Consider the following 25038-nt stretch of genomic DNA (forward strand, 5'->3'; position numbering starts at 1 on the left):
ACGGAAGGTGACGGGTCGACCGGGATCAGCAGTGGTTACTGCACCGAGGTCGCACCAGGCGGCACGTTGGCCCGTCGGTCGTAGAAACCGTAGTCGGGCTTGGTGTACTGGGTGAGCAGCTTGCCGTGTGCGTCGTACACCGAACAAATTTCTTCCCGGTCGTTGCCGACTCTTTTCGTGCTGTAGACGCCGCGCACCCCGCCGGCGGCGTACGCCCCCGGATTGGTTGTGCAGGAGTGCTCGATCGTCTCCGCCTGGGCGGCGGGTGAAAATCCGATCGCGGTGATGGCTAGGGCGCCGGCCGCGAGGGCGAGCGTGGTGAGTGCCGCGGGTCGTGCGGTGCTGATGCTGGTCATGTTCTCCCCTGGTGGTTGAAGCCGCTCCGGATGAGCCGCTGTCATAGGTAGGAGCGCGAACCCACCTCGGGTCGGACACTTTTTTGGTCGCGAGTTTCGCGGAACAGACCAAATGCCCTATTCGCCGGCTTGCGGTCGGCTGAGGATCGGGGTATGAGCGTCAGCCATGCCGATTCGACCGACATCGACAAATGGGATCGCGGCCTGACCGAACACGTCGTCGCGCTGACCCGCCCGATCGTCAAGCACTATTTCCGATCCGAGGTGCGCGGCCTGGACAATATCCCGGCCGGCCCGTCGCTGGTGGTGTCGAACCATTCCGGCGGCCTGACCTCGTTCGACCTCTCGGTGTTCGCCGTCGACTATTACGACAAATACGGTTACGAGCGTCCGCTGTATGCGCTGGGGTTCGACACGTTATTCGGCGGGGTCGCCGGCGAATTCCTCAACCGCACCGGGGTGATTCGGGCGACGCGCGAAAACGCCGCCAACGCATTGGCGTCCGGCGCCGTCGTATTGGTGTTCCCGGGCGGCGATTTCGACGTGTACCGGCCGAGCATGCGCGAGAACGTCATCAACTTCGGTGGCCGGACCGGTTATGTCAGCACGGCCGTGGAGGCGGGGGTGCCGATCGTCCCGGCGGTATCGATCGGCGGGCAGGAAGGCCAGCTGTACCTGAGCCGCGGCACCTGGCTGTCGCGGCTGCTGCGGCTCGCCAAGTTCGAGCAAAAGCACTTCCGAACCGACATCCTGCCAATAACTTTCGGGTGGCCGTTCGGGCTGAGCGTCCTCGCCCCGGTCAACGTTCCCCTGCCCACCAAGATCGTCACCGAGGTCTTGGAGCCGATCGACGTCGCCACCGAATTCGGCGGGGCCGCCGACGTCGAGCACCTCGACGCGCTGGTGCGCGGGCTGATGCAGAAGGGCCTCGACGCGCTGGCGGCCAAGCGCCGCTTCCCGATCTTCGGCTAGGCCTTCGTGGGCTGCAGCATCCGGCCGGCCACGCGCGCCGAGATCGAGCTCGGTCCCAGTCGCGCGAAGGTGGACGTGAACCGGTTGCGCCACCCGGGCACGACGACGGCGCGCCCCTTGTCCAAGGCTTTCAGCCCGGCGGCGACGACGGGTTCGGGCGCCGCGAGGCGCCGATAGACCGCGGTGTGCGAGACGTCCTCGCCGAGCGCATCGACGAACCCGGTGCGGGTGGCGCCGGGGCACAGCGCCGTCACGGTGACACCGGATTTCCGGGTCTCGGCCCACAGAGCCTGGCTGAGCGACAGCACGAACGCCTTGGAGGCGCCGTAGGTGGCCTGATACGGACCGGGCTGAAAGGCGATGGTGGAGGCCACATTCAGGATGCCGCCGCGCCCGCGGGCCAGCATGCCCGGCAGCACGGCGTGGGTCAGCCGCACCAGGGCGTCGACGTTGACGGCGACCAGCTCGTGCTCGCGGTGCGCGTCGACCTCCGCGAACGGGCCGTAGGTGCCGAATCCGGCGTTGTTGACCAGGATGTCGACGTCCTTGCCCGCCAGGCGGGCGATGAGGTCGTCGGTGCCTTCGTCGGTCCCGAGGTCGCCGACGACGAGTTCGGCGTCCCCGTTGATGCGTTGCGCCACCGCCTTGAGGCGGTTCTCGTCGCGGCCGGCGAGCACGAGGCTGTGGCCGCGTTGGGCGAGTTGGTCGGCGAAGATCGCGCCCAGCCCGGAGCTGGCGCCGGTGATGACGGCGATAGACATTGCTAGACACCTTTTTTCGTGATCGGGCGGACGGCCAGGGCGTGGCTGACGAAGCCGACCGCGGTCCCGAGGATCGGCCAGATCGGCCAGAAGTATGTCACGCCCGTCGCCGCCCAGATGGTGAGAACGACCGTAGTCATCGCGACGAACGCGGCGAGGTGGATGCGCACGCTCGCGCGGGCCATTCGCGCGGCGGCGGCGCGGCGGCGCGGGTCGGCGCGCCGGATGCGATGCAGCGGCAGGTCGGCGACGAGCTGCCTGAGCTCCCCGGCGGTCCGGGTCTGATACGCGGTTTGCAGCCGCCGGTCGTACTCGTCGAGCTCCAGGTAGCCCTGCGCGAGCGCCTGGCCCAGGTTCGTGGCGGTCCTCTGCCGGTCGCGGTCGCCGGCCCGGGCGATGGTGGTGGTTGTCATGGTTCCGGTCCTTCGTGGGGATGTGAATAGCATTAACATAGTACGGAATGTTAATGTCGTCAACATGGCACGTTCGAGCACTTCTGCGCGGCGCGACAGCTACCACCATGGCGACCTGAAAAGGGCGCTGACCAGCGCCGCGCTGTCACTGGTGGCCGAGAAGGGGCCGAAGGGCTTCACGCTGACCGAGGCGGCGCGGCGCGCCGGCGTCAGCGCCGCGGCCCCGTACCGGCACTTCGCCGACAAGGCCGCGCTGCTGGCCACCGTCGCCGAGCAGGGCTTTCGCGAATTGCACGCCGCGCTGGTCGCGGTGCCCGAAACGGAGCCGAAGGCCCGCGTGGTCGAGCTCGGCCGGACGTATGTGCGCTGGGCCGTCGCCCATCCGGACCACTACCGGGTGATGTTCGGCGCCGACATCGGCAAGGCGGACCACCCCGGTTTGGCGATCGCGGGCGAGCAGGCGTTCGGCGACCTGGTGGACGCGCTCACGGGGGTCGTCGACGGTGCCGATGCGCGTGCGGTTGCCGCGCCGCTGTGGTCACTGGTGCACGGCGTCGCGTCGCTCGCCATCGGCGGCGAGCTGAGCGCGGTCGGGATTCAGGAAGATCCGGCGGCCATGGTCGCAGGAGTGGTGGCCCGGGTGCTCACGTAGACCTCGGCCAGGAACTGCTCGACGGCGACCGCGGCGTGCACCGCGCGGGCCGAGCCGAAGATGTCGAAAGCGTGCTGGGTGTAAGGCAATTCGGCGTACACGACGGGCTGGTTGCTGACTTCGCGCAGCTTGCTGGTGAAGTCGCGGGCCTGCTCGACGAGGGCCAGCGAGTCGTTCGTGCCGTGCAGCACGAAAAACGGTGGAGCATCGGGGTTTACGTGGTGGATCGGCGATGCGGCCTTGTATGTCTCGAGATGCGTCGAGGGCTTTTGCTTGATGATCGATTTGATGAGCAGCCCGGGCATCATCGCGTGCAGCGAGTCGTCGAGGCGGGTGAAGTCGTAGATCCCGTAGAACGGCACGGCCGCCTGCACTCGGGTGTCGGCGTCCTCGAATCCCGGTTGGAACTCGGGGTAGTTGGGTGTCAGCGCCGCCAGGGACGACAGGTGGCCGCCGGCCGAACCGCCGGTGATGGCAATGAAATCGGGGTCGCCGCCGTATTCGGCGATGTGCTGCTTGACCCACGCGAGGGCGCGCTTGACGTCGACGATGTGGGCGGGCCAGGTGTTGCGCGGGCTATGCCGGTAGTTGATGGCCACGCAGATCCAGCCGAGCTCGGCGAGGTGGCTCATCAGCGGATGCGCTTGCCCGCGTTTGTTTCCCGTCGTCCAGGCGCCGCCGGGGATCTGGAAGAGGACCGGCGCCTTGCCGTTCGGGTCGAGGTCGGGGCGTCGCCAGATGTCCAGGTGGTTGGCGCTGCCGAATTCGCCGTAGCTGATGTTGGAGTCGTGGGCGTAGTCGCGGTAGACCCGCATCATGCGCAGCAGCCCGGGCGCCTTGGCGATGCCGGGGCCTTTCGGCCGGCGCCACAGGTCGGCCGAGTCGGTGCGCCTGTTGGGTCCCAGGCCGGCGTCGAGTGCCTTGGACAGCGGGATGTTGGCCTGGTGGCCGGCGCGGCTGAAGTTCAGGAGGCCGAGGGCCGAGACGGCCGCCGTGAGCCAGGCAAGGATTCGGACCGGCCGGTTCAGGCGGCGGGCCGTGAGCGCCAGCCCGCCGAGCTGGCTGGCCATCGTCTGCAGCGGCAGCTCGGTGACGATCATGCCGAACAACCACGAGTACAGCGACAGGAAACCCTTGCGCGCCAGCGGGCGGTAGGCATTGAGGGTGGACGTGGCCGTTACCGCGGTGACCACGAGGGACGCTGCTTGCCGGAGGTTGTCGGCGAGTCGAGCCTTCTGCATTTCGTCACCATAACCGCTCGTAAACTTTGGCTTCGTGGGTGACGTCCCGCTGGATGCGCAAGAGCGCCGTGAGCTGTGCGATCTTTTCGACGAGCTCGGGCCGTCGGTCCCCACCCTGCTCGACGGGTGGACTTCTCACGATCTAGCGGCTCACCTGGTGTTGCGGGAGCACGATGTCGTCGCCGGCCCGTGCATGGTGCTGCCGGGCCCGTTCGAGCGGTTCGCCGAGCGGCGTCGCGCCGCGTTGGCGGCGCGTTCGGACTTTGCGGGGCTGGTCGCGCGGATCCGGTCCGGGCCGCCGATTGGGTTCTTTCGCGTGAAGTGGGTGCGCGAGATGGCGAACCTCAACGAATGCTTCGTGCACCAGGAGGACGTGCGGCGGGCCAACGGGCTGGGGGTTCGTGCGTTGGCGCCCGCCCTGGATGTCGGGCTGTGGCGAAACGTGCGCCGCGGGGGGCGCTTTTTGAGCCGTCGGCTGCGGGGGTGTGGGCTCGAGGTGGAGTGGGTGGGTGGTGATGAGCGGGTGACGGTTCGGCCCGGCTCGCCGTCGGCTTTGCTCAGTGGGCCGCCGGGGGAGATGCTGTTGTATCTCTTTGGGCGGCAAGCGGCGGCACAGGTCGAGTTGGGCGGGCCACCCGAGGCGGTTGCGGCGGTGCGTCGCACGCACTTTGGTATGTGAGGGGCGCGCTGAGTCACATCAGCCACAGGCGTCCCTGAAAAAGAGGCGGCACCCTTTGTGCCCGCCTCGTAGCGACAAATCCCGGCGACGCCGTCGGTTGTCGCTGAGAGGCGGGCACGGTGGCATATCCCTGACTTCTTGTGACGCATGGGATTTGGAATCAGATCCGCTCTTTTGCTGGTTGGCGCACCATAATGGCGCCATGCCTAGGGTGCAGATTAAAGACGTTCCGGAGGACACTTACCGAGTTCTGCGTGAGCGGGCCGCCCGCGCGCACCAGTCCCTGCAGGAATACCTTCGAAGCCGTCTGATCGCAGAGGCGGGCCAGCCCACGCTGGATGAAGTTTTGGATCGTGTCGCCGGTCACCGTGGCGGCCGGGTTTCCTTCAAGGGCGCTGTTGAGCACATTCGGACGGAACGTGGGTTGTAGCGCGAGGCTGGGGGTCGTACTCCTCACCGCCGATACGCGCCTTTCACGTGCCTCGGGCCTGCATTGTGGGATCGAGATCGTCCGCTGACGCGCGTTATCTGCGCCCTCGATTCGGGAATCCTGGTCCAATGTTTACGCCGTATCGCCGCACGCGGGTTGGCACCCGGTTCGGGCCCTACGAGCTGCGATCACTGGTCGGCGCGGGCGGAATGGGCGAGGTGTACCGGGCCTACGACACGAGCAAGGGTCGGATGGTCGCGCTCAAGCTCTTGCGCCCCGAGATGGCGGCGGACCCGGGTTTCCAGCAGCGCTTTCGGCGAGAGTCCCAGCTGGCGGCGCGGTTGCAGGAACCGCACGTCATCCCGGTTCATGACTTCGGCGAAATCGATGGGGTGCTCTTCATCGACATGCGCCTGGTCGACGGCGGCAGCCTCAAGGATCTGCTGCGCGAGCGGGGTGCGCTCGACCCCGGTCAGGCGGCGGCGATCACGGCACAGGTGGCGTCGGCGCTGGACGCGGCCCATGCCGAGGGCCTGGTGCATCGGGACGTGAAGCCGGAGAACGTGCTGCTCACCCGCGACAACTTCGCGTACCTGGTCGACTTCGGCCTCGCCCAGGCCCACGGCGATCCCAGCCTGACGGCGGGCGGACCGTTGATCGGGTCGTGCGCCTACATGGCGCCCGAACGCTTCGACGGCGCCCCGGTGGGACCGCAAACCGACGTCTACTCGCTGGCGTGCGTGCTCTACGAGTGCCTCACCGGTCACGCGCCGTTCGAGGGCGCGGAAATCCCGCAGCTGATCGCCGCGCACCTGCAGATGCCGCCGCCCCGGCCGAGCATCATGCGCCGGGGGATCGACAAGGCGCTCGACGACGTCATCGCCCGCGGGATGGCCAAGGATCCGGGCGCGCGATTCTCGTCGGCGGGTGAACTCGCCAGGGCGGCTTTCGGGATGGCGCCGTCGATCCCGGAGCCGTCGCGCACCCGGGCGTTCTCGACGGTCTACCCGAACCCGGACGACACCGGTTACAGCCCGTATCCGCCGCCCGCGCCGCAGCCCCAGCGGCCGGGCAACCGGGCGCCCGCCCTCGTGGCCGGGGCGGCGGTGGCCCTCTTGGTTGTCGCGGCGGTCATCGCGGTGACGCTTGTGCTTTTCGGCGGCACGCGCAACAGTGCGTCGCCTCAAACGGCGGCGCCCCCGACCTCGTCGACGACGAAGACGCCGTCGCTCTCACAGCCCGTGCAGGGCGCCGACGGCCTGGGCTTCGTCGGTGAGACGGCGCGGTGCGACCCGGGCAACCCTCCGGCGGCGGTGGTGCGAACCGCCCAGTCGCTCGCGGTGGTGTGCCAAACCGCGAATGGCAGTTTCTACTACCGGGGTGAGCGCATCCGCGACGGCGCCCACATCGAGCTGACCGACGCGGTGCGGTCTTCCGACGGGTTCGACGTCACCAATCCGGAAAATGGGGTTCGCTATGAGGTGCGCCCGGAACGGCTTCGGATCATCAGCAACGGCCACGTCGACTCGTCGGAGCCGGTGCTCCAATACGCAAGCGCCACTTAGGTTTCCCCGAACAAGACGTCGGGGTTGAGGATGCCCGCTGGGTCGAAGCTCTGCTTGATGCGACGCATGAGGTCGACCTTGACGGGGTCTTCGAGTTGTAGGAAGTACGGGGTCTTGGCGCGGCCCAGGCCGTGTTCCCCGGAGATCGCACCGCCCAATTCCATTGCCAGCGCCAGGATGTCGGTCATCAGCTGCTTCTTTTTGACCGGGTCCTTGCAGATGATGGCCAGGTGCACGTTGCCGTCGCCGGCGTGTCCGCAGCCGGCCGCCGCGCCGCCGGCCGTCGCCGCCAGTTCGCGCGCGGCGGCGAGGAACTTCGGCATCGCCGAGCGCGGCACGACGGTGTCGATGATGTCGTCGGCGCCGATCGCCTTGGCCGTCCAGAACGCCTTTTCCCGCGCCTCGATCAGCTTGCGCGCCGAAACCCCTTCGAGCACATAGGCGTCGACGGCGCCCAGCTCGACCACCAGTTCGCCGGCCCGCTCGACGTCCTCGTCGAGCCGCTCCGCCGTGCGGTTCTCAAGCGCCACAACGAGATACGCCTGGCAGCTGTCGCGGACGTTATCCGGAACGCCGAGCTCCAGGTTCTGGGTGTGGACGAGCGCGGCCATCGTCATGTTGTCGATGTATTCGAGGATGTAGGGCGCCAGGCCGCTGGCGAGAACCTGCGGCACCGCCTCCATGACCTGGTCGAAGTCGGCGAACGGGGCGAGCACGGTGGCGGCGTGGTCGAGGCGCGGGTGCAGCTTGACGATCACCTCGGTGGCCAGGGCCAGGGTGCCCTCCGAGCCGACGATGAGCTGGGTCAGGTCGTAGCCGGTGGAGACCTTGGCGATCTTGCCGCCGGTGCGGATGATCTCGCCGGTGGGCAGCACCGCCTGTAACCCGAGCACGTTGTGGCGGGCGATGCCGTACTTGACCGCGCGCATGCCGCCGGCGTTGGTGCCGACGTTGCCGCCGACGCTCGAGGACAGCTCGCCCGGCTGCACCATGTAGCTCAGCCCGGAGTCGACGGTCGCGGCGTCCAGCTCGGTGAGTGTCACGCCGGGTTGGACGACGGCGACCTGGTTGGTGGTGTCGACCTCGAGGATTGCGTTCATCCGCTCGAAGGAGATCAGCAGCCCGTCTGCGCGCGGGATCGCCGCGCCGGACAGGCCGCTGCCGGAGCCGCGGGCGGTCACCGGGATCTGGTGTGCGGTGGCGGTTTTCAGCAGCTCGGCGACCTCTTCCGCGGTGGCCGGTTTGGCGACGTACGCGGGTTTTTGCGGCGCCGAGGTCAACACCTCGTCGTGCCAGTAGTCCTCGGGGATCGCGTCGCCAGTGAGCAGGTTGTGCTCGCCGACGATTTCGGAAAACCGCGCCGTGATATCGCTCATCGCGATTACTCTAATAGGCGGTTACCGGGTGTCGGCGCTCCAGAGATGACCGCAGGCCGGGCACTGCAGGTGCACCACCCAGGCCCGGTTGCTCAGCAGGTACTGCCAGTGGTTCGTGCAGTTGCGTGGGCCGCGGCAGTCGTCGCAGTGCCTGGCGTGATCGCACTGCGGGCAGAGCAGCCAGGCGCGTCGGCCGCGGTCGGCGTGGGGATCAATCGGTAACACGGTTCGCCGTCCGATCCGGGAGTACTCCCGCAGCGACCAGCTCGTCGTAGATCCGCTGCTGGTCGTCGTCGAGCCCGCTGTACAGCAGGTCCCAGGCGCGCTCCTCCTCGGCGAGCACATGAACGGGATCCCAGTCGCCCCCGATTGCCTCGAGGACCGCCGCGCGCCGGCGCGCTTCGTCGAGCGTCAGGTCGTATGCGAAATCGCCTGGATTTTTGGACATGGGTCTCCCACGGATTGGAATTGTGATTCCGGCGCTGGCGCCGGGGCACCGGCCGATCGCGGCCGAGAGATTCCGCAGAGACTAACCGGGCGCGGCGGGTCCGGAAACTTGAACGCGGCCCAGATCACACGCGTTCGCGTCGCCTATGCGGTCGCAGCTGGGCGTTCCCGGCGTCGCTGTGCACAACATCACAGTCGCGACGGCTAATGAACGCGACAGTGGCCCGACGAGTGTTGTTAGTGCCGTCGTAAGCGGTGTACCGAAAGGGGAGGGCAGCCTGAGCGTCGCGACTGAGCGGCGAGAGTGCCAGGCGATCCAGCTGTCGTTTTCGGGGCGGTTCGGCTTCGGGATTGACCAGTGGGCCTGCCTGGGGCCGGCTGGCCACGAGCCGGTCATCCGCGTGGCCCACTTGACCGACGGCCGTGCGCGCGGCGACTACCGCATCGGAGACGGATGCAATCCGTGGGGAGGCTAAACGCTGTCCCGCACCGACCTCGCCGCTTTCGTTCTCGACCAATTGGAGACACCGGAGTGGATCCGCCGTACTCCGACACTGGCGTACTGACGTCTCACGGCTGGTCTAGCAACCGGATGGGGTGCAGGCCGTCGACCGCGCCGACGAACGGCGGGTGGACGCTGTAACCGATCATGCGTTGCAGGTCGGGCGAGAGCGTTCGCGCCATTTCGCGGGGGATCGACAGAGTGAAGGCCTCCATCGGGCGCAGCCACGGTTGGCAGTATTGGGCGGTGACGGCGAGCCGCGCGTGGTCGGTCGTGTTGGCGCCGCCGCCGTGCCACAAGGTTCCCACGAAAAAGACGCAGGAGCCGGCGGGCATGACGACGGGTAGCGCGGGATCGTCCGGCCCGGGCGGGCGCCTGCCCCAGCGATGGCTGCCGGGCAGCAGCACCGTGGCGCCGTTGTCGGCGGTGAAGTCGTCGATCGCCCAGATTGTCGCGGCTGCCAAGGGATCCCGGGGACGTGGGATCGGGTAGAACCCGTCGTCGTGGTGAGGCAGCTGGGGTGACTCGCCCGGCTGAATGTTGATGGCCTGCAACGCCGAAAGCAGGTAGTTGGGCATCAGCAGTCGATCGAGGACCGCCAGCACGCGCGGATGGTCGACGAGCCGGTCACATACGCGGGTCCTGCTCAGCACGCTGTAGATGCGCTGGGTGCGCCGTCCTTCGAAGGAGTTGCGTCCGGTGTGGCCGAGCCAGGGCGTGACGGTGTCGCGGATCTGCTGACACTCGTCGGCGCCGAGCAGGTTCTCCCAGATGACGAAGCCGTCTCGGTCGAGGGCAGCCATGTCGGCGTCGACGATCGCGGGGTCGACGGACGCGCCGCCGCTAGCTGTCCACTTGTGCCGGCCCGCCAGATCGCTTTTGAGGTCGTCCAGCGTCCTGACGGGTTCGTCGTCGATGCTCATATCCCGACCCTGAACCCAACTTCACTGAGGGTCAAGGTGCCCGAGTGCTTTCGCCGCCGTGGACACTTTCATGACCAAACGACGCTCGCGATTCCTGACCGGAACAAAGTGGTAATGCTCGTCGAAGGATTGCGCCTCGTCGTCTATCGCGTCAACGACGATGAGCCGGCCGCCGCCGATTTCCGATGCGGCGACGACTTTGCCTAGTGCGTCGAGAAGCAGCTGCTCGCCATATCCCTGACCTCGAAGCGATGAGTCGACCGCCAGGCGAGCAATCAAATATCCGGGTATGCGGGAAAAGCCGCCGGCCATGGATCCCGAAAGCCCGTCGTCGTTGCGTACAACCTCGGTGGGACAGATGGCGAAATAGGCGCGGACTTGCTGCTCGCCCACCGGGGTCCACACGTAGACGTGTGCAACTCCGCTGCTGTTCGCGCGACGGGCATGCGCGATGAGCCAGTTATTCAGCGATTCCTTACCGCAGTCGAATCCTTCCAACGCGTGGGCGTCAGTGAGTCGCGCGGACTCGAACATTGGTCAACGCCTTGTGAAGACCGCCGGTTTGCGTGCGGCTGCCGCCAGTCGCGGGGCGTCGTCAGCGGCATCGAGCGAGGACATCAGTTTGTCGAACTGCTCGGCCTCCATCACCGTCACCAACTCCTGACGCAGGACGTCTTCGGCCCGTTGCATCGCCGCTTTCCGCACGAATTCCGACGTCTGCTCATGAACAAGGTTGGCGGCATGCTGGATCCGGTCCAAGGTCGCTTGCTCCGCGCGAAGCTCGATGCGCTTCGTCTTGACTGCCACAGCGCCGCCTCCTCTAGGTAACTCGCTCGTCATGTGATTGTACGGCGAATGTACGTACATAGCTAGTGACGTGCAGCAAGGGGCTGGGGACAGCCCGAGTAAGTCAGCTCTTAAATGACAGTGCCCCGACGACGGGCGTTCGCGTCGAAGTAACGGCTGGTTACTCATCGGTGCGGGATGCTGGGCGGGTACCGAAAAGGGGAGGACGGCCGTGAGCATCGCGACCGAACAGCGCGAGGGCCAGGCGATCCAGCTGTCGTTTTCGGGCCGGTTCGGGTTTGGGATCGACCAGTGGGCCTACCTGCCGTTCGAGGTTCCGTTGGGGGTCCAGCGGATTCGGGTGAGCACGTCGCATGACCGCTTCGCGGTGGGCGGGCCGATCCGAAACGTGTTGGATCTTGGCATGTTTGGGCCGGCGGGGCACGAGCTGGGCAATGCGGCCGGATTCCGGGGATGGTCCGGCGGGGCCCGCGACGGCTTTGTGATTTCCGCCGGCCACGCCACGCCCGGCTACCTGGCGGGCCGCATCGAGCCGGGCCTGTGGGCGGTCGCGCTCGGTCCGGTGGTGCTGAGCCCGTGGGGAATGGCCTGGGAGGCGCGCGTCACGCTCGAGCGCGGGCAATCCGGTCCGGAAAGCGTCCCGATGGTCGCGTATCCGGCCCCGGTGGTCGGCCGAGCGGGCTGGTACCGCGGGGACCTGCACCTGCACACCGTGCACTCCGACGGCGAGCGCCATCCTGGCGAGCTGGTGGCGGCCGCGCGCGAGAGCGGACTGGACTTCATCGTCTCCACCGACCACAACACGAACTCCGCGAACCGGGTGTGGCCCGCGTGCCGCACCGGCGGGTTGCTGGTGATTCCCGGCGAGGAGGTCACCACCCGCCACGGGCACTGGCTGGCCGTCGGCCTGCCGCCGGGTGGGTGGGTCGACTGGCGATACGCGCCGCGCGACGGGGTGTTCCCGCGCTTCGCGTCTGAAGTCCGTTCGGGCGGTGGCTTGGTGATCGCCGCGCATCCCGCCGCGCCGGTGCCGGGGTCGTTGTGGGAGTTCGGCTTTGACCACGTCGACGGGCTCGAGGTGTGGAACGGCCGCTGGAACCTCGACGACGAAGTGTCGCTGCGCATTTGGCAGCGGCTGCTGTGCGAGGGTCGGCGCGTCGTGGCGGTCGGCGGTAGCGACTCGCACGCCCATCGGCAGCCGGTCGGTTCGCCGCAGACGGTCGTGCATGCGCGTGGGCTGTCGACGCCGGCGCTTTTGGATGGGTTGCGCCGCGGCCGCTCGTACATAGCCCGATCACGCGCTGTCACAGTGGAACTCACCGCGGCGTGCGCGGGCCGGGGGGCCGGTCTTGGCGAAACGTTGCCGGTGCCGCCCGATGCTCCGGTCACCGTCACCGCCATGGTCACCGGGGCCGCCGGGACGACCGCTTCGCTGATCACCGCGGAGGGTTGCTTCGGCCGGGCCGCGGTGCCCGGGCCGGCGCGGACCATGCTGCGTTGGGAGCTCGGCGCCGCGTCGGCACGCTTCGCGAGGTTGGAGATACGTGAGACTCAGCGGCGCCCGCTCGGCGCGATGGTCACGTTGACGAATCCGGTGTGGCTGGCTACGAGCTCGCGCTGAGGTAGTTCTCAAAGCCCCCGAGGGGCTTAAGCGTGGAATTTGAAGCATAGACGCTTTGAAATCCTCGATGCTGACGCTGCAAGCTTGTTGTGCGTTCAATTTCAAGCATAAGGAGTCAAATGGTGGGTCCGAGACCTCGACGGTGTTTGGCGGCCCACGCCCGCCTATGACCTGCTTTGCACCCAGCCCTACACCCGCTGGCGAGACCCCATGGCGCTCAACCTCTATGGGCGCGCAAATCGCCTCACTCGCGCGGACTTCGTTGAGGCCGCCGAACGCCTCGGCCTACGTCCACGCGCCACCACAAGGATGATCGACGCGATCGTCGATGCCGCCCGGGATTGGCCGGACAAGTGCGGGGAAATCGGCTTCGACGGGCGCCAAACCAAGCTGCTTGCGCAGATGTTGCGCAGGCGAATCGAGAGCCTGCGGGCCTAATGGCGTGACCGCAGGCCCCATCCCGGTTGTAGCGGCGGCAGGTCGCTCAGCCCGGGATTGGGCGGCTCGGTGCTTTCGCCGTCGTCGTCGATCCAGCGCCGAGCGTACTGGTCGGGGATTGCGCCCCAGCCCCAATACGGAAGGGGGGACCGCGGCACAATTCCGAGCTCGGATTCCGGGTCGATCCGCTCGGGTGCCACCTCGCACAGGTGCGTCCAGCCGTCGCCAAGATCGAATTCATAGGCGAATTTGTCGCCCAGTGACAACGTCGACAGCTTCGTCGCGTCACCGTCGAGGATGCCCAGGTCGAAGTCGTCGAACTCGGGCCGGCCGATCACCCGACCGTCGGCCAGGTCGAATTTGTAGAGGTGCGCGCGGTCCCAGCGAGCGAACGCGGTGTCAATCGCCTCGGCGAGCTGGCTGAAACGATGAGACCGGGCCGCGGCGAACAACCGGCCCGGGCGTGGCCAGTAATCCTCGCCGCGGCCGCTGACCAAGTCCACCCGAATGGACAACCACGTCCGCGCCATGACTAGCGATCCTGCCTTGCAACGCGGGTGATCACCAGGGGTGTGAGGTGCTCCTGCCCGCCCCCGGGGTGAAGGTGACCGGCAGCTTGCCCAGCCCGGTCATGCTGGGGTTGCCCAGGTATTGATGGACGTTTTCGACGTCGACCTGGTAGTCGGGGATGCGGTCGAGCACCGCCTTGACCATCACCTCGGACATGAGGCGCGCCAGGTGCGAGCCGATGCAGCGGTGCGGCCCGAGCCCAAAGGCCAAGTGGCGGTTGGGTGTTCGGTCCAGGATGATCTCGTCGGGTCGATCGAACTCCTGCTCGTCGTGGTTGGCGGAAAGCCAGCTGATGACGACGCGGTCGTTTTTTCGCAGGTGTTGGCCGTTGAGCTCAACGTCTCTGGTGACGGTGCGGCTCAGGGTTTGGTTGACCGAGAAGTAGCGCAGGAACTCGTCGGTGGCGGTGCGGTAGAGCTCCGGGTGGTCGATCAGTTGTTGACGCAGCTCCGGGTGGGTGCCCAGGTGCAGCAGGGTCAGCGCGGTCTGCGAGGTGGTGGTGTCGACGCCGCCGGCGATGAGGTTCCAGAGAATGTTGAGCAGCTGTTCATCGGTGAGGCGCTGGCCGTCGAATTCGAACTGGATGAGGAAGCTGGTCAGGTCGTCTTTCGGGTTGCCGCGCCGGGCGGCCGCGAACTCGATGACTTCTTGCATCATGGCCGGGACTTGGGAGATGGCGTCGATGTACTCGGGGCTGCCCTGGGGGATGGCCATCATCGAGTGGAAGAGGTTGGCGTAGAGGTGCCAGTTGTCGTAGGGCAGGCCCATCAGCTTCATGGTGAGGATGGCCGGGACCGGGCTGGCGTAGTCGAGCACGAGGTCCATCTGGCCGTCGGCGATTTTTTGGTCCAGAAACCAGTGCGCCGATTGCTCCATGAACGGCTTTAGTTTCTGGACGGCTCCCGGCGACAGGAATGGGGCCAGGGCGTGCCGTAGGGCGAGGTGGTAGGGGCCGTCGATCTCGCCGATGCCGAGCGCCGGCTGGCCTTCGGGGCGCGGGACGCCCATCTCTCCCTGGTAGTCGACGCCGTCTTCGGCGTCGGGCTCGTACTTGTGGGAGAAGGTGTCGCCGTCTCTTGCCGCTTGGCTCACCGCGGCGTAGCTGCTCAGAAACCAGAATCCGTCGTAGTTCTCGTTCCAGGCGACCGGGCACTTGTTTCTCAGGTCGGCGTTGATGGCCAGTTCGTTGAGGTTGTATTCGTCGGAGTGATGGTCGAACTCGACGACTGCGTCGGGGCTGACGTCGGGACGGGTTGTCATCGGAAAGTCCTCCACCGCGGCGAGCTCGGCTTTTTGCACTATCTTTGCATTATTACGCGCTGGGGTTCCGCCAAGAAAGGCCGCGATGAGTAGTCACCGGACGACCTTCAACCATGTCGGATTGTGTGTCTCCGATCGCGAGCGGTCGCGTCGCTTCTACGAGAACGTGCTCGGGTTTCAGTTCTGGTGGGAGCTTGATCCGCCCGACGGCCCCACCGCCAAGCTCGTGCAGCTTCCCGAGCCGCTCGGGGTGCATGCGACCTACCTGGTGCGCGATGGGTTTGTGCTCGAACTCATGGACTACTCGATGCGTCAGGTTCACGCTGGGCCGGAGCGCGTCATGGATCAGATTGGGCTGACGCATATTTCGTTTTCGGTGTCCGACCTTGCAGGCGCGTTGAAGAAAGTCGAGGAGTTCGGGGGAGCGGTGGTCGAGGGGACGGTCAACGAGGCGATGGCGATGATCCGCGATCCGGATGGGCAATTGTTGGAATTGCTTTCCGATGGGTGGTTGTCGGCGCTGCCGCCCCGGCCTTAGAGCGCGTTTCCTTCACGGCGGTGAGCAGGTAGGCCGTGCCTAAGGATTCATGATCCGTTGGTCGCGGGGAAGACGCTTTGGCCAGGACGAGGAAGATCTTCGACCTGTCCGAGGCGCCCGACGGTGCTCTAGGACGCAGCGACTGCCCTCGAGTGCTTGACCTGGCCGAGACGCTTTGGCCTGGAATCAGCGACGTCGAGCTGGTGGATAAGCTGCAGCGCATGTCCGGAAATGCGCCAGAAACACGCCGGTACGGCACACGGTCTTGGCGAGTAACGGCACCTCTAGCCTGACCGGCGACGCCCACCTTCCGTGCGGGTTGAATGCAGGGTCCCTAGTGCTGTACGGCCTCTCCTTGGCGCACAGCAGTCCTTCCGGCGGGGTTTGAGTGCGTCTGCGGCATTTTGTCGTGGCGCCCTTCTAATCTGGGCGAGTGGGTTCGAAACTTGATCCGTGGGATGCAGCGGTCGGTACGTTCGGTAAAGCATGTGCCGAGAAACTGGCTGGCCCTGGCGATCCTGAAGCGGCCATCCGTACGCCTCTCGCCAACATGGTTTCACAGATGGGACAACTGTGCGGACGTCCCGCAGTCCTCCATGACGAGGTCCGGGACGAGGAGCGGCGTGTACGTCCGGACTACGGGGTGTCGATCAAAAAGACGATGATGGGGTACATCGAGGTCAAAGCACCGGGGCGGTCGATAGATCCCCAGCAAATGACGGGTCACGACCTTGAGCAGTGGAACCGACAAAAGGATCTCCCAAACCTCATCTACACCAACGGGACTCAGTGGCGGCTCTATACCGACGGCAATCTGATCGAGCAAGCCACCCTTTCCGAAGCTGCCCTTGCCGATGCGGGTCCGAAGCTGCGGTCCAACGCGAAGTTCGAAACGGTCATCCGCAAGTTCCTTGATTGGAAGGCTGCGGACATTACTTCCGTGCAATCCCTCGTCCGTGCGATCGCACCACTAACGCGGCTTCTCCGCGGTGACGTGCTCGATCAACTCACGGCCGAGCATCGGAAAGTGAAGTCTGGAGCCTCGGAAGACGATCAGCCATTTATGGGGCTCGCACGCGACTGGAAGCGTCTGCTTTTCCCCCAAGCGGGCGACAAGACATTCGCCGACGGTTATGCGCAAGCCGTCACGTTCGCACTATTACTTGCTCGCACGACCGGAATTGATGTTCAAGGACGCAGCCTGCACGATGTTGGCAAGGAATTGCTTGTTCAGCACTCCTTGATGGGACGTGCATTGCAACTCCTTACGGAGGACGTTGCCGCGGACTTCAAAGTCGCCTTGGACATTTTGACGACCGTGGTCGGCGCCGTACAGTGGGACAAGATCCGCAAAACCCGTCGCGACTTATACCTCTACCTATACGAGGAGTTCCTCGCTGAGTACGACGACGAACTTCGCCAGGCATCGGGCACCTACTACACGCCACACGAACTGGTAAAAGAAATGGTGAGGCTCACGCAAGATGCCGTGGTTTCACACCTCGGTGTGCAAGCTGGATTCGCCTCGCCTCAAGTATTCACCGTCGATCCCGCGATGGGGACCGGCACGTTTCTCCAGTCGGTCGTCGAAACCGTCAGCCAGTACGTTAAAGAAGAACAAGGCGCAGGTGCAGTGGCTGGTGCATTGTCCGAATTGGCCGGACGCCTAGCGGGCTTCGAGATACAGATGGGTCCGTTCGCTGTGGCGGAGCTACGCATTTCCGAACTCTTGGCTGACGCGAACGCCACCATCCCTGCCGAAGGTCTAAAGCTATATGTGACTGATACCCTCGATGACCCGACCGCCGACGTCACACAGATTGCCTATAGCTTGATGACAATCGCGAAGTCCCGTAAGAATGCCAATGCGCTAAAGCGCAGCCAAAAAGTCAACGTCGTCATTGGAAACCCGCCGTATCGCGAATTGGCCGCAGGTCAAGGAGGTTGGGTCGAGCGGGGTAGCGGTGCAGCCGGCCATGCTGATGCGATCCTCGATGATTGGCTTGTGGGGGTACCTGGACGTATTGCAGCAAAGCTAAAAAACCTCTATGTCTTCTTCTGGCGGTGGGCGACCTGGAAGGTTTGGGAATCCATACCCGCAGACGAAACTGGCGTTGTTTGCTTCATCACGACATCGGGTTACCTGACGGGTTCAGCATTCACCGGCATGCGCAAATACATACGAGAACGCGCCGAGACCGGCTGGATCATCGATCTCACTCCGGAGGGTCAGACCCCTGACGTACCAACGCGAATCTTTCCTGGTGTGCGCCAACCGCTCGCAATCGGCATATATCTGCGGGGCCCACACGCCTCATCAGAAATTCCCGCCGACCTGAGCTACATTGCGTTGCACGGCAAACGCGGCGACAAGTTCAAGGCGCTGCAAGAACTTTCGCTCGATGCGCCAGGGTGGCGTCCAGTTCGGACAACCTGGACCGCACCGTTTACCGCTGCAGCCGACACGGCGTGGGACGAATGGCCCACTGTGGATCAACTTATGCCCTGGTATTCTCCGGGGATTTTTCCTACCCGGACATGGGTCTACTCACCCTCGGACGCAATCCTTAAGGAGCGCTGGAACCGACTTGTGGGTGAGTCAGATCTCGACGTTCGGCGTGTCCTTATGAAAGACACAACGGGAGCCATGCAAACACAATTCAAGGACTTGCCTGGCTACGAGCATGAGAATAGGCTTCCGCCGATCGCGACACTCGAAGCCAACGCCGCCATGGAACCCATTGTGACAGTCGGTTTCCGTGCGTTCGACCGACAGAAATTGATTGCTGACCCGCGTGTCATCCATCGTGCGCGTGCGGGGCTTTGGGCGGCGTGGGGGTTAGCCAACCAGGTGTATGTGGTTGAGCAACACAGTGATTCGGTTTCGGATGGTCCTGGATTGCTGTTCTCACGCTTTATCCCCGACTTCCATCATTTCAACAATCGTGGGGGCAGGACACTGCCGTTCCTTCATCCCGACGGAAGTGCCAATCTTGCACAGGAGCTTGTCGCGGTGCTGACGGCCGAATTCGGTGAGGAAGTCACAGCCGAGGATGTCCTCGCCTACATGGCCTCAGTGACAGGACACCCAGGCTTCACGCAGACGTTCGCCGACGAGCTTGAAACTCCGGGGATTCGCATACCCATCACGAAAGATCCATCCCTCTGGGCACAGGCGGTCGAACTCGGCAAGAGTGTCATCTGGACACAGACGTACGGCGGTGTGTTCTTCGATACCAGCAAGAGGCCCCGTGGAAACATTGCTTTTTCTAAAGAAGACCCACGCCGCATCGGTAACCACAAAGCGGTCAAGGAACTTCCGACGGGATATACCTACAATGAGGTAACGAAAGAACTCGAGATTGGCGGGGGCACGTTCGGTCCAGTAACACGTGACGCGGTCGACTACGAAGTGGGGGGTAGAAACGTTCTTAAGTCATGGGTTGACTACCGCGGCGAAAAGCCTGCAGGGAAACGGACCTCTCCGCTAGACGACATCAACCCTGCGAGTTGGGAACATTCCTGGACTCAAGAGCTCAACGAGTTACTTACGTTGCTGACCCGCTTAGTCGGTCTCGAGTCGCAACAGGATGACATATTGCGGTCAATACTGGCTGGACCACTCTTCACCGCATCCGACCTATCAAACGCTGGGGTCGCATGGCCTACCCAAGACAAGGACCGAAAGCCAAGATACGACACTGGCGGCCTTTTTTAGATCCGATCAATCTCGTTGTCGGGTCGATCGGGTCATCACGGAGCTTAGGGCAAACCGCTCATCGGTGCATTGTCATGCCTAGGGGTTCGTTCCGTAGTCCGGCCGCGATTGAACAGCATCAGGTTCGTACCGCAGCCATGGGTGATGGCGGTAGGGCTAAGCGCGGCCAAACACGGCGCCTCACTCGCGGCCCGCCGTACGCGTCCATTGTGGGCTCCACCGCGGTTGGGCGCGCCTCGAGCGCGGCGGAAACCCCGACTCTGATCCGCACCCTTCCATGATGCGCCGCCTCCGCTAGCCTGACGTTGGTTCGCGACAAGTCCACCAGGGGAATCGATGAGCGCAACGGGCGAAACCGCCATCGAGGTGACCTGTTTGCATCCCGTCGGGTGCGGCGTGGAACGCCCGGAACACGTTGTGGTGGCTGGCGATGGTCGTGTGTTCGCCTCCGATAAGGCCTCGGCTGTGGCAGAGCTCGTCGATGAGAACACTGTTCGGCGCATGGGCCACGCGGGCGGCGAGCCGAACGGGATCGCGATCGACGGAGACGGCCACTTTTTGATCGCGAATTTTGGCTCGGGTGTTCTGCAGGACCTCGACCCGGTGACCAGCGCGATCACGATAGTGCTTGGCGGACAACTCGACGGAAGCCCGCTGCGGTGGTTGAACTTCGTTCTGGTGGATTCCGTTGGAGCGCTCTGGTGTTCGGTGAGCACGATCGCAGACGACCTCATGGAAACCATCGCGCGCGACACCGCGGATGGGTTCATCTTTCGGGTCGCACCAGATCGCCAATCGGCGCAAGTGGTCGCCGATGCAGTGAACTTCCCGAACTGCATGGCGCTCGATCCCGACGAGGACTACGTGTATGCGGTCCGCACGGTCGCCGCCGACGTGGTGCGGTTTCCGATCCAAGGCGAAACACTCGGGCCGCCAGAGCGATTCGGCCCGCCGCTGGGCGGCCGGCGCCTAGACGAGTTCGGCCCGGACGCGGGTCGGTTCCTGGCCGACCCGGAGGTCAGTCGCCGGTGGGGGATGGCCGACGGATGCGCGTTCGACGCCGACGGAAACCTCTGGGTCACACTCGTTCTCGCCAACAGGCTCGTGGTGATCAGCCCGGACGGCCGGGCCACAACCGTGATCGAAGACCCCGACGGCACCCTGTTAAGCGGCCCCACCAGCGTCGCCTGGGGCGGACCGGACATGCGCGACATCTACATCGGATCGATCGCCACCCCCTACGTCCTCAAGGGCAGAAGCTCGGTTCCGGGCCTCCCGCTAATCCACCAGCGCTAGACCGACGGCCCGGGCCGCATGAAGTCCGGCAGCGCCTCGTCCGGCTCCGAAGGGATCATCGATTCCGGCAGCCCCCACAGCTGCCGAATGGTCGCCCCGCCGTCGACGACGAGCGTCTGACCGGTAATGCGGGCGGCCAGTTCCGATGACAGGAACAACGCGGCGTTGGCGATGTCGTGCGCGCGGGGCGCGGCCAGCGGGTTAATTCCGTTGACGGCGTACTCGTTTGGCGGCTGGTCCTCGTTGCCGGTGCCCACATTGCCGGGCGCGACCGCGTTGGCGCGAATGCCGTACCGCCCCAGTTCGTCGGCGAAGGTCTTGACCAGCGAGATGACGCCGGCCTTCGCGGCACCGTAAGCGGCGTGGTAGGTCGCCGCCGCGATGCCGTCGACCGAGGCGATCGCCACCAACGACCCCCCGCTGCGTTGGGCGATCATGTACCTCCCAACGGCTTGGAAGAGGTAGAACACCTGCGTCAGGTTGTAGTGGATCGCCGCGTCCCACAACTGGGTGCTGGTCTCCTCGACCTTCGACCAGGTGGCGCCGCCGATGATGTCGACGCACACATCGACCCCGCCCAACACCGCGACCGCATCGTCGACCGCCCGACCGACCTGCATAGCGTCGGTCATGTCGGCGACGATCGGCACGGCCTTGCCTCCCCGGCCGGCGATCTCGTCGGCGATGCGATGCGCGCGCTGCTCGTCGATATCGATACACGCCACCGAGGCGCCCGCCTCGGCGAGGGCCAACGACGTGAACCAGCCATGGCCCGCACGCTCCGGGATGTAGCCCGCACCCGACACCACGGCGCGCTTGCCGGACAGCCCCAAATCGATCATGGCCGACCTCCGTTTCGCCCCCACCAGTCAGCGTCGGCCATACCCGTTGGAAGAAGGCATTGTTGCGCAATTGTGGTCATTGCCTGTTGCCGCTCATTGAGGGTGGCTGATAGGTCGACAGATTGGAGCTGAACCGTAATTCCGGCAACGTGCAGCTCGGACACTGGCGGAGGCTCCGCGAAGATAAGGGCGACTCGATCGAGCCCGTACCGAGTTGCGTAAGCGACTGCTTGGTAAACATCGTCGGGCAACAGCTTGTTTGTTGATGGTCGTTTGTACTTGATGTCTGCGACGGCCGCGACCGAGCCGGACGCGTCACGCACAACGATGTCCGGCTGGATGCCAACAAAGCGGTTGTAGTCGAGGTGGTCGATGTGCTGAAGGAGGACCCGCAAGCCAGTTCCCTCGAGGATTCTTTGTAGCCCAAGGCCGACAACGTCTTCGAATACTTTGTTCATATCGACGAGAAAGGCGTCGCTGGAAGATGTCGGATTGCCGTCGATGTCCAGCGAGGAGCTCTCCAGGATCAAGCGGGCTAGGGTAATTACGGGTCTGTAGCGTTCATTTAAGCGCGTCCACGCCACTCGCGGCGGCGACGGTGATGGAGGTGTCCGGTGAACTCCGTCAAGCTGAACCTCAAGGCGCCGAAGGCGACTGACGAGCCCGGGGGGAAGGCCACCCAAACGGAGGAGCACTATCCCGGCCCCGAGCAGCAACTGGTTCTCTAGGATGTCGATGGTGTAGTCGTCATATGTGACCTCGACAGGTAGTGGAAGACCACATCGACGAGACAGCTGCCTGCCCATGTCAATGCGTCCTCGTAAGCCAAACATCGACTCCTCAACGCTGCGGTAACCCTGCAGAACACCGCGCCGTACGACCTGCTCGGCTCGGCGAGCAAATGACGCTGCGACAATGCGAAGTAGGTCATCGGATTCGCCGAGAGCGACTTCTTGCTCATCCCAGGAGATTCGATCAAGCGATGTGCAGAGCAGCTCGAGCAGCCGGTGCACCCCTACTTTCGGCACTACTTTCAATTGAAGCTCGCCGACGCGCGCGACACCGACATAGCTCGTCGCACTCAGCCGCCAACGCTGGCTGGCGCCGGGGCGCGGCTGGGGCCGGAGCTCGAACCGATTGCTGTTGGCTAGCGTCTCAACTTGGGCCGCAGTCAATTCCAGGTCGTCCCTAAATGACCACTCGTGGAGAGTGATCATGGGTTTTCTTGCTGTAGTGCTGCCCGGATCGCATCTAGTGAGAAACGCTCCAAGCTCTGTCCGGTCCCGTAGAAGCGTTCCTCAAGCAGGGGGAGTATCGCGTGCTGCCAAATCATTTCGAGGCGCCCTGGCTTCCCGATATCGTCAGTCATGAGATAGGAGGGGCCGATTGCGGCCTCTGGCTCATCGAGTCGCCTGTTCAGTTCGGCGAGCAGTCGGCTTGGGGTGTCGTCCATGCATCGGTCCTTTAGCCAACGGGAAAGAAGCTTGTCGATTGGCTCTTCGCCGGGGACCAACTTGACGAAGTAAAAGCGTCGGCGCATAGCGGCGTCCACGAGTGCGATTGAGCGATCCGCAGTGTTCATCGTCCCGATTACGAATAGGTTCTGTGGGAGCGTGAATTCTTCATCGGAGTACTGAAGTGCAATCGCGCGCTCCCTGTATTCGAGAAGGAAGTAGAGCTCACCAAAAACCTTTGCGAGGTTCGCTCGGTTGATTTCATCGATGATGAGTACGAACGGTGATGCGCTGTCCTTCCGCGCCGCGTCGGCGATCCGGCGCAGCGGTCCTGGCTTGATCTCAAACTGGACGCCACCGCCTATCGAAGGAACCGGTCGGTAGCCCTCGAAAAAGTCTTCGTAGGTGTATGACGGATGGAATTGCACGAGCTCTGCAGTCCCGCCGTGGCTGTTCAAGTGCTCCGCCAACGCTTGGGCCAGAAAGGTTTTGCCGGTGCCCGGCGGTCCGTATAGAACAATCTGGCGCTTCTCTTGAAGGAGACCGATTACGTGGTCGAGCCACGGAACCCGGAGGTTTAGCTCTTGTTCAAGCTGCGGTGTAGCACGCGGAAGCGAAGCTGAGGGCGGGGCAACCGGTGGGACGATGACCTTGCCGCGCTCGCTGACCCACCGTTCGAGTTCGTCGATGTCTTCAGTGATGCGGGAAAGGGTCAGCAGTGTTTTCATCTTCGATCGAAGGCTGTCGGAGATCTCCCGCCGCGGCATCGGTTGATCGGCGTTTAACCACTCGACGGAGCGGGAGGTTTCTTTCCGGACCTTTCCCATCACATCGCGGGCGTCGGATTCCACTGTGCCTAGGTAGACGTGCTGACCATTGACCGTGACCAAGTAGTCGCCAACTTCCACCTGATTGACGAACCGCCACAGCTGGCTGAGGTAGTGGTTGAACCCACCGGCAGTGATGTCGACTCCGGCCTCTTCAGCTTGTCGCCGCAGCTCCTCTCGCGGTGCCCCCTTCTCGATGGCGAACGGGAAAGAGTCGGTGAAGCCGACCGCGCAGATGCCGCGCTCTAGCCAGTCTGGAACCGCGTCGCCGCCCCATCCGCGGATGAGCCAGGCGCCGCGGTCCGGCGCCGTCGCCTCTATTTGGATGTCTGCGAGCGTCTCGACCAGTTCCTCGTCCGGTTGCCACAACTTGCGGACCTCAGGGGAGTAGAAGCTGAAATCGCGCCCGAATTCTTGGCTTAGCCGCTGCCGGACGTTGGCGATGGTTCGATCGTCGTTTTCGGCTACCTCGCTGTCCTCGGCGAGTTGGGCCATCTCGCGCTTGTGGTATTGGCTGACGGTGTCTTCAAACGCGTCCGGGTGTATCAGGTGAAGCAAGGCGTGGCGTTGTGTTTGATCGGCGACTCCATCCAGGGCAAAGACCATCTCGCGGAATGCCCATGGATCGGCGAGCCAGACGCAGCGGGACTCGCCGGATGCACTAGTCCACCGCTCCGCGAAGCGGATCAGCAACCACAACTGGTTTGGACGGCGGGTGAAGAACGAGGTGCCAGGTGCTACGAGGCCCTGATGCAATGCCTCGTCGAACACGCCCGACGGCCCGGTTGCGCCTTTGATTGCGGCAATGTCATCCAGCAGTTGGCGCTTCGACGCATAACCATAACCCTCCGGCCAAGACACCACGACGTATAACCACGCCAACTCGACCAATAGCTGGACCGCCTCTTGCGATGACTGAGCCAGCTGGTCGCGGAGCTTTTCGATGAATGTCCGCTTGCTGGTGTCGGGCTGATCGATGAAACGATCAACCAGTTCCGCTGCCGAACGAGCGGTCCACACGTCCGTAACGTGCGGATCATCGGGCGAGAGGAAAGCCGATCGGAGCCCCGCGAGACACGTGTGACGGTACTGGTCTAGAGCAAGATAGATGCCACTCGTTTTGGGGTTTATCACGTCGGCTCTCACGTCGTGCCTCCCAAGTTCCATGGCCAATGTCTGTGACAGTTGCGTCTTGCCCGTCGCGCCGGCGTAGGAAACCTCATTGTGGCCCGCAATAGCACGGTTTTGTAACTATTGATTTCCACCCAAGCAGGCGCTGGCCGTCGATCTTCTCGGTAATCAGCGGGCGCGGTTCGCCGCAGTGCGCCGTAGCACCTGAACTGTGGCGAG

At 64.5% G+C, this 25038-nt stretch carries 23 protein-coding genes and 1 pseudogene; 10 read left to right on the forward strand and 14 right to left on the reverse strand.

Features of this window, described 5'->3' with window-relative positions; all coding sequences use genetic code 11:
• Nucleotides 1-35 precede the first annotated feature (35 nt).
• Nucleotides 36-356: a hypothetical protein gene (locus AC5Y7V_RS16250; RefSeq protein ID WP_499881069.1), complete on the reverse strand. Its 321-nt coding sequence runs from the start codon at nucleotides 354-356 to the stop codon at nucleotides 36-38.
• 153 nt (nucleotides 357-509) lie between these two features.
• Here AC5Y7V_RS16250 and AC5Y7V_RS16255 point away from each other — a divergent pair, with 153 nt between their 5' ends.
• Entirely contained in the window at nucleotides 510-1328 is an 819-nt protein-coding gene (locus AC5Y7V_RS16255) for a lysophospholipid acyltransferase family protein (RefSeq protein WP_499881070.1), read from the forward strand.
• Here AC5Y7V_RS16255 and AC5Y7V_RS16260 read toward each other — a convergent pair.
• Entirely contained in the window at nucleotides 1325-2089 is a 765-nt protein-coding gene (locus AC5Y7V_RS16260) for an SDR family NAD(P)-dependent oxidoreductase (protein WP_499881071.1), read from the reverse strand. The genes AC5Y7V_RS16255 and AC5Y7V_RS16260 overlap by 4 nt on opposite strands.
• A gap of 2 nt (nucleotides 2090-2091) precedes the next feature.
• Entirely contained in the window at nucleotides 2092-2502 is a 411-nt protein-coding gene (locus AC5Y7V_RS16265; protein ID WP_499881072.1) for a DUF1707 domain-containing protein, read from the reverse strand.
• Between the two features lie 64 nt (nucleotides 2503-2566).
• On the opposite strand from AC5Y7V_RS16265, the gene AC5Y7V_RS16270 reads away from it, so the two are divergent.
• The gene (locus AC5Y7V_RS16270) at nucleotides 2567-3154 is read left to right on the forward strand and encodes a TetR/AcrR family transcriptional regulator (protein WP_499881073.1); all 588 of its coding nucleotides are present in this window, start codon (nucleotides 2567-2569) and stop codon (nucleotides 3152-3154) included.
• Here AC5Y7V_RS16270 and AC5Y7V_RS16275 read toward each other — a convergent pair.
• Nucleotides 3100-4395 (reverse strand): alpha/beta hydrolase fold domain-containing protein, encoded by a 1296-nt coding sequence (locus tag AC5Y7V_RS16275; protein ID WP_499881074.1) that lies wholly within the window; start codon nucleotides 4393-4395, stop codon nucleotides 3100-3102. The two genes, AC5Y7V_RS16270 and AC5Y7V_RS16275, sit on opposite strands and share 55 nt — an antisense overlap.
• Nucleotides 4396-4429: 34 nt before the next feature.
• On the opposite strand from AC5Y7V_RS16275, the gene AC5Y7V_RS16280 reads away from it, so the two are divergent.
• From AC5Y7V_RS16280 to AC5Y7V_RS16290, 3 genes are all read left to right on the forward strand, one after another.
• Entirely contained in the window at nucleotides 4430-5074 is a 645-nt protein-coding gene (locus AC5Y7V_RS16280; RefSeq protein ID WP_499881075.1) for a TIGR03085 family metal-binding protein, read from the forward strand.
• 202 nt (nucleotides 5075-5276) lie between these two features.
• Nucleotides 5277-5504 (forward strand): FitA-like ribbon-helix-helix domain-containing protein, encoded by a 228-nt coding sequence (locus AC5Y7V_RS16285; RefSeq protein ID WP_499881076.1) that lies wholly within the window; start codon nucleotides 5277-5279, stop codon nucleotides 5502-5504.
• Between the two features lie 128 nt (nucleotides 5505-5632).
• Nucleotides 5633-7069 carry a serine/threonine-protein kinase gene (locus AC5Y7V_RS16290; RefSeq protein WP_499881077.1) on the forward strand — a complete coding sequence of 479 codons (1437 nt, stop codon included), beginning with the start codon at nucleotides 5633-5635 and terminating at the stop codon, nucleotides 7067-7069.
• Here the strand turns inward: AC5Y7V_RS16290 and AC5Y7V_RS16295 are convergent.
• The 5 genes from AC5Y7V_RS16295 to AC5Y7V_RS16315 all read right to left on the reverse strand — a co-directional run bounded on the left by AC5Y7V_RS16295 (nucleotide 7066) and on the right by AC5Y7V_RS16315 (nucleotide 11124).
• Entirely contained in the window at nucleotides 7066-8445 is a 1380-nt protein-coding gene (locus AC5Y7V_RS16295) for an FAD-binding oxidoreductase (protein ID WP_499881078.1), read from the reverse strand. The two genes, AC5Y7V_RS16290 and AC5Y7V_RS16295, sit on opposite strands and share 4 nt — an antisense overlap.
• Before the next feature lie 211 nt (nucleotides 8446-8656).
• Complete coding sequence (locus tag AC5Y7V_RS16300) at nucleotides 8657-8893, reverse strand: DUF6400 family protein (protein WP_499881079.1); 237 nt, start codon at nucleotides 8891-8893, stop codon at nucleotides 8657-8659.
• 569 nt (nucleotides 8894-9462) lie between these two features.
• Nucleotides 9463-10317, reverse strand: coding sequence for a phytanoyl-CoA dioxygenase family protein (locus AC5Y7V_RS16305; RefSeq protein WP_499881080.1), 855 nt, complete (start codon nucleotides 10315-10317; stop codon nucleotides 9463-9465).
• A gap of 21 nt (nucleotides 10318-10338) precedes the next feature.
• Nucleotides 10339-10851, reverse strand: a complete 513-nt coding sequence (locus tag AC5Y7V_RS16310; RefSeq protein WP_499881081.1) for a GNAT family N-acetyltransferase — start codon at nucleotides 10849-10851, stop codon at nucleotides 10339-10341.
• Between the two features lie 3 nt (nucleotides 10852-10854).
• Nucleotides 10855-11124, reverse strand: coding sequence for a type II toxin-antitoxin system TacA family antitoxin (locus AC5Y7V_RS16315; protein WP_499881082.1), 270 nt, complete (start codon nucleotides 11122-11124; stop codon nucleotides 10855-10857).
• 211 nt (nucleotides 11125-11335) lie between these two features.
• On the opposite strand from AC5Y7V_RS16315, the gene AC5Y7V_RS16320 reads away from it, so the two are divergent.
• Together AC5Y7V_RS16320 and AC5Y7V_RS16325 are read left to right on the forward strand one after the other, a co-directional pair.
• Nucleotides 11336-12745 carry a CehA/McbA family metallohydrolase gene (locus AC5Y7V_RS16320; RefSeq protein WP_499881083.1) on the forward strand — a complete coding sequence of 470 codons (1410 nt, stop codon included), beginning with the start codon at nucleotides 11336-11338 and terminating at the stop codon, nucleotides 12743-12745.
• Nucleotides 12746-12898: 153 nt separating this feature from the next.
• Nucleotides 12899-13183 (forward strand): annotated as a pseudogene (locus AC5Y7V_RS16325) (HipA domain-containing protein); the annotation flags it as partial.
• Here the strand turns inward: AC5Y7V_RS16325 and AC5Y7V_RS16330 are convergent.
• Both AC5Y7V_RS16330 and AC5Y7V_RS16335 read right to left on the reverse strand, forming a co-directional pair.
• A complete protein-coding gene (locus tag AC5Y7V_RS16330; RefSeq protein WP_499881085.1) occupies nucleotides 13180-13713 on the reverse strand; it encodes an IS1096 element passenger TnpR family protein in 534 nt (177 codons plus the stop codon). The pseudogene AC5Y7V_RS16325 and the gene AC5Y7V_RS16330 sit on opposite strands and share 4 nt — an antisense overlap.
• A gap of 31 nt (nucleotides 13714-13744) precedes the next feature.
• Nucleotides 13745-15013: a cytochrome P450 gene (locus AC5Y7V_RS16335; protein ID WP_499881086.1), complete on the reverse strand. Its 1269-nt coding sequence runs from the start codon at nucleotides 15011-15013 to the stop codon at nucleotides 13745-13747.
• Nucleotides 15014-15098: 85 nt separating this feature from the next.
• Between AC5Y7V_RS16335 and AC5Y7V_RS16340 the strand changes: the two genes are divergently transcribed.
• The 3 genes from AC5Y7V_RS16340 (at nucleotide 15099) to AC5Y7V_RS16350 (ending at nucleotide 20565) form a co-directional block, all read left to right on the forward strand.
• A complete protein-coding gene (locus AC5Y7V_RS16340; RefSeq protein ID WP_499881087.1) occupies nucleotides 15099-15551 on the forward strand; it encodes a VOC family protein in 453 nt (150 codons plus the stop codon).
• A 433-nt stretch (nucleotides 15552-15984) separates the two neighbouring features.
• Complete coding sequence (locus AC5Y7V_RS16345; protein WP_499881088.1) at nucleotides 15985-19269, forward strand: type ISP restriction/modification enzyme; 3285 nt, start codon at nucleotides 15985-15987, stop codon at nucleotides 19267-19269.
• 465 nt (nucleotides 19270-19734) lie between these two features.
• Complete coding sequence (locus tag AC5Y7V_RS16350) at nucleotides 19735-20565, forward strand: SMP-30/gluconolactonase/LRE family protein (RefSeq protein WP_499881089.1); 831 nt, start codon at nucleotides 19735-19737, stop codon at nucleotides 20563-20565.
• Here the strand turns inward: AC5Y7V_RS16350 and AC5Y7V_RS16355 are convergent.
• Genes AC5Y7V_RS16355 through AC5Y7V_RS16365 form a run of 3 tightly spaced genes read right to left on the reverse strand, consistent with a single transcriptional unit; the run spans nucleotide 20562 to nucleotide 24834 of the window.
• Nucleotides 20562-21407, reverse strand: a complete 846-nt coding sequence (locus AC5Y7V_RS16355; RefSeq protein WP_499881090.1) for an SDR family NAD(P)-dependent oxidoreductase — start codon at nucleotides 21405-21407, stop codon at nucleotides 20562-20564. The genes AC5Y7V_RS16350 and AC5Y7V_RS16355 overlap by 4 nt on opposite strands.
• Nucleotides 21404-22624 carry an McrC family protein gene (locus AC5Y7V_RS16360; RefSeq protein WP_499881091.1) on the reverse strand — a complete coding sequence of 407 codons (1221 nt, stop codon included), beginning with the start codon at nucleotides 22622-22624 and terminating at the stop codon, nucleotides 21404-21406. The genes AC5Y7V_RS16355 and AC5Y7V_RS16360 overlap by 4 nt, the downstream gene beginning before the upstream one ends.
• The gene (locus AC5Y7V_RS16365) at nucleotides 22621-24834 is read right to left on the reverse strand and encodes an McrB family protein (protein ID WP_499881092.1); all 2214 of its coding nucleotides are present in this window, start codon (nucleotides 24832-24834) and stop codon (nucleotides 22621-22623) included. Before AC5Y7V_RS16365 ends, AC5Y7V_RS16360 begins: the two co-directional genes overlap by 4 nt.
• Nucleotides 24835-25038: the final 204 nt, after the last annotated feature.

It is taken from the genome of Mycobacterium sp. NGS34, assembly GCF_059812845.1.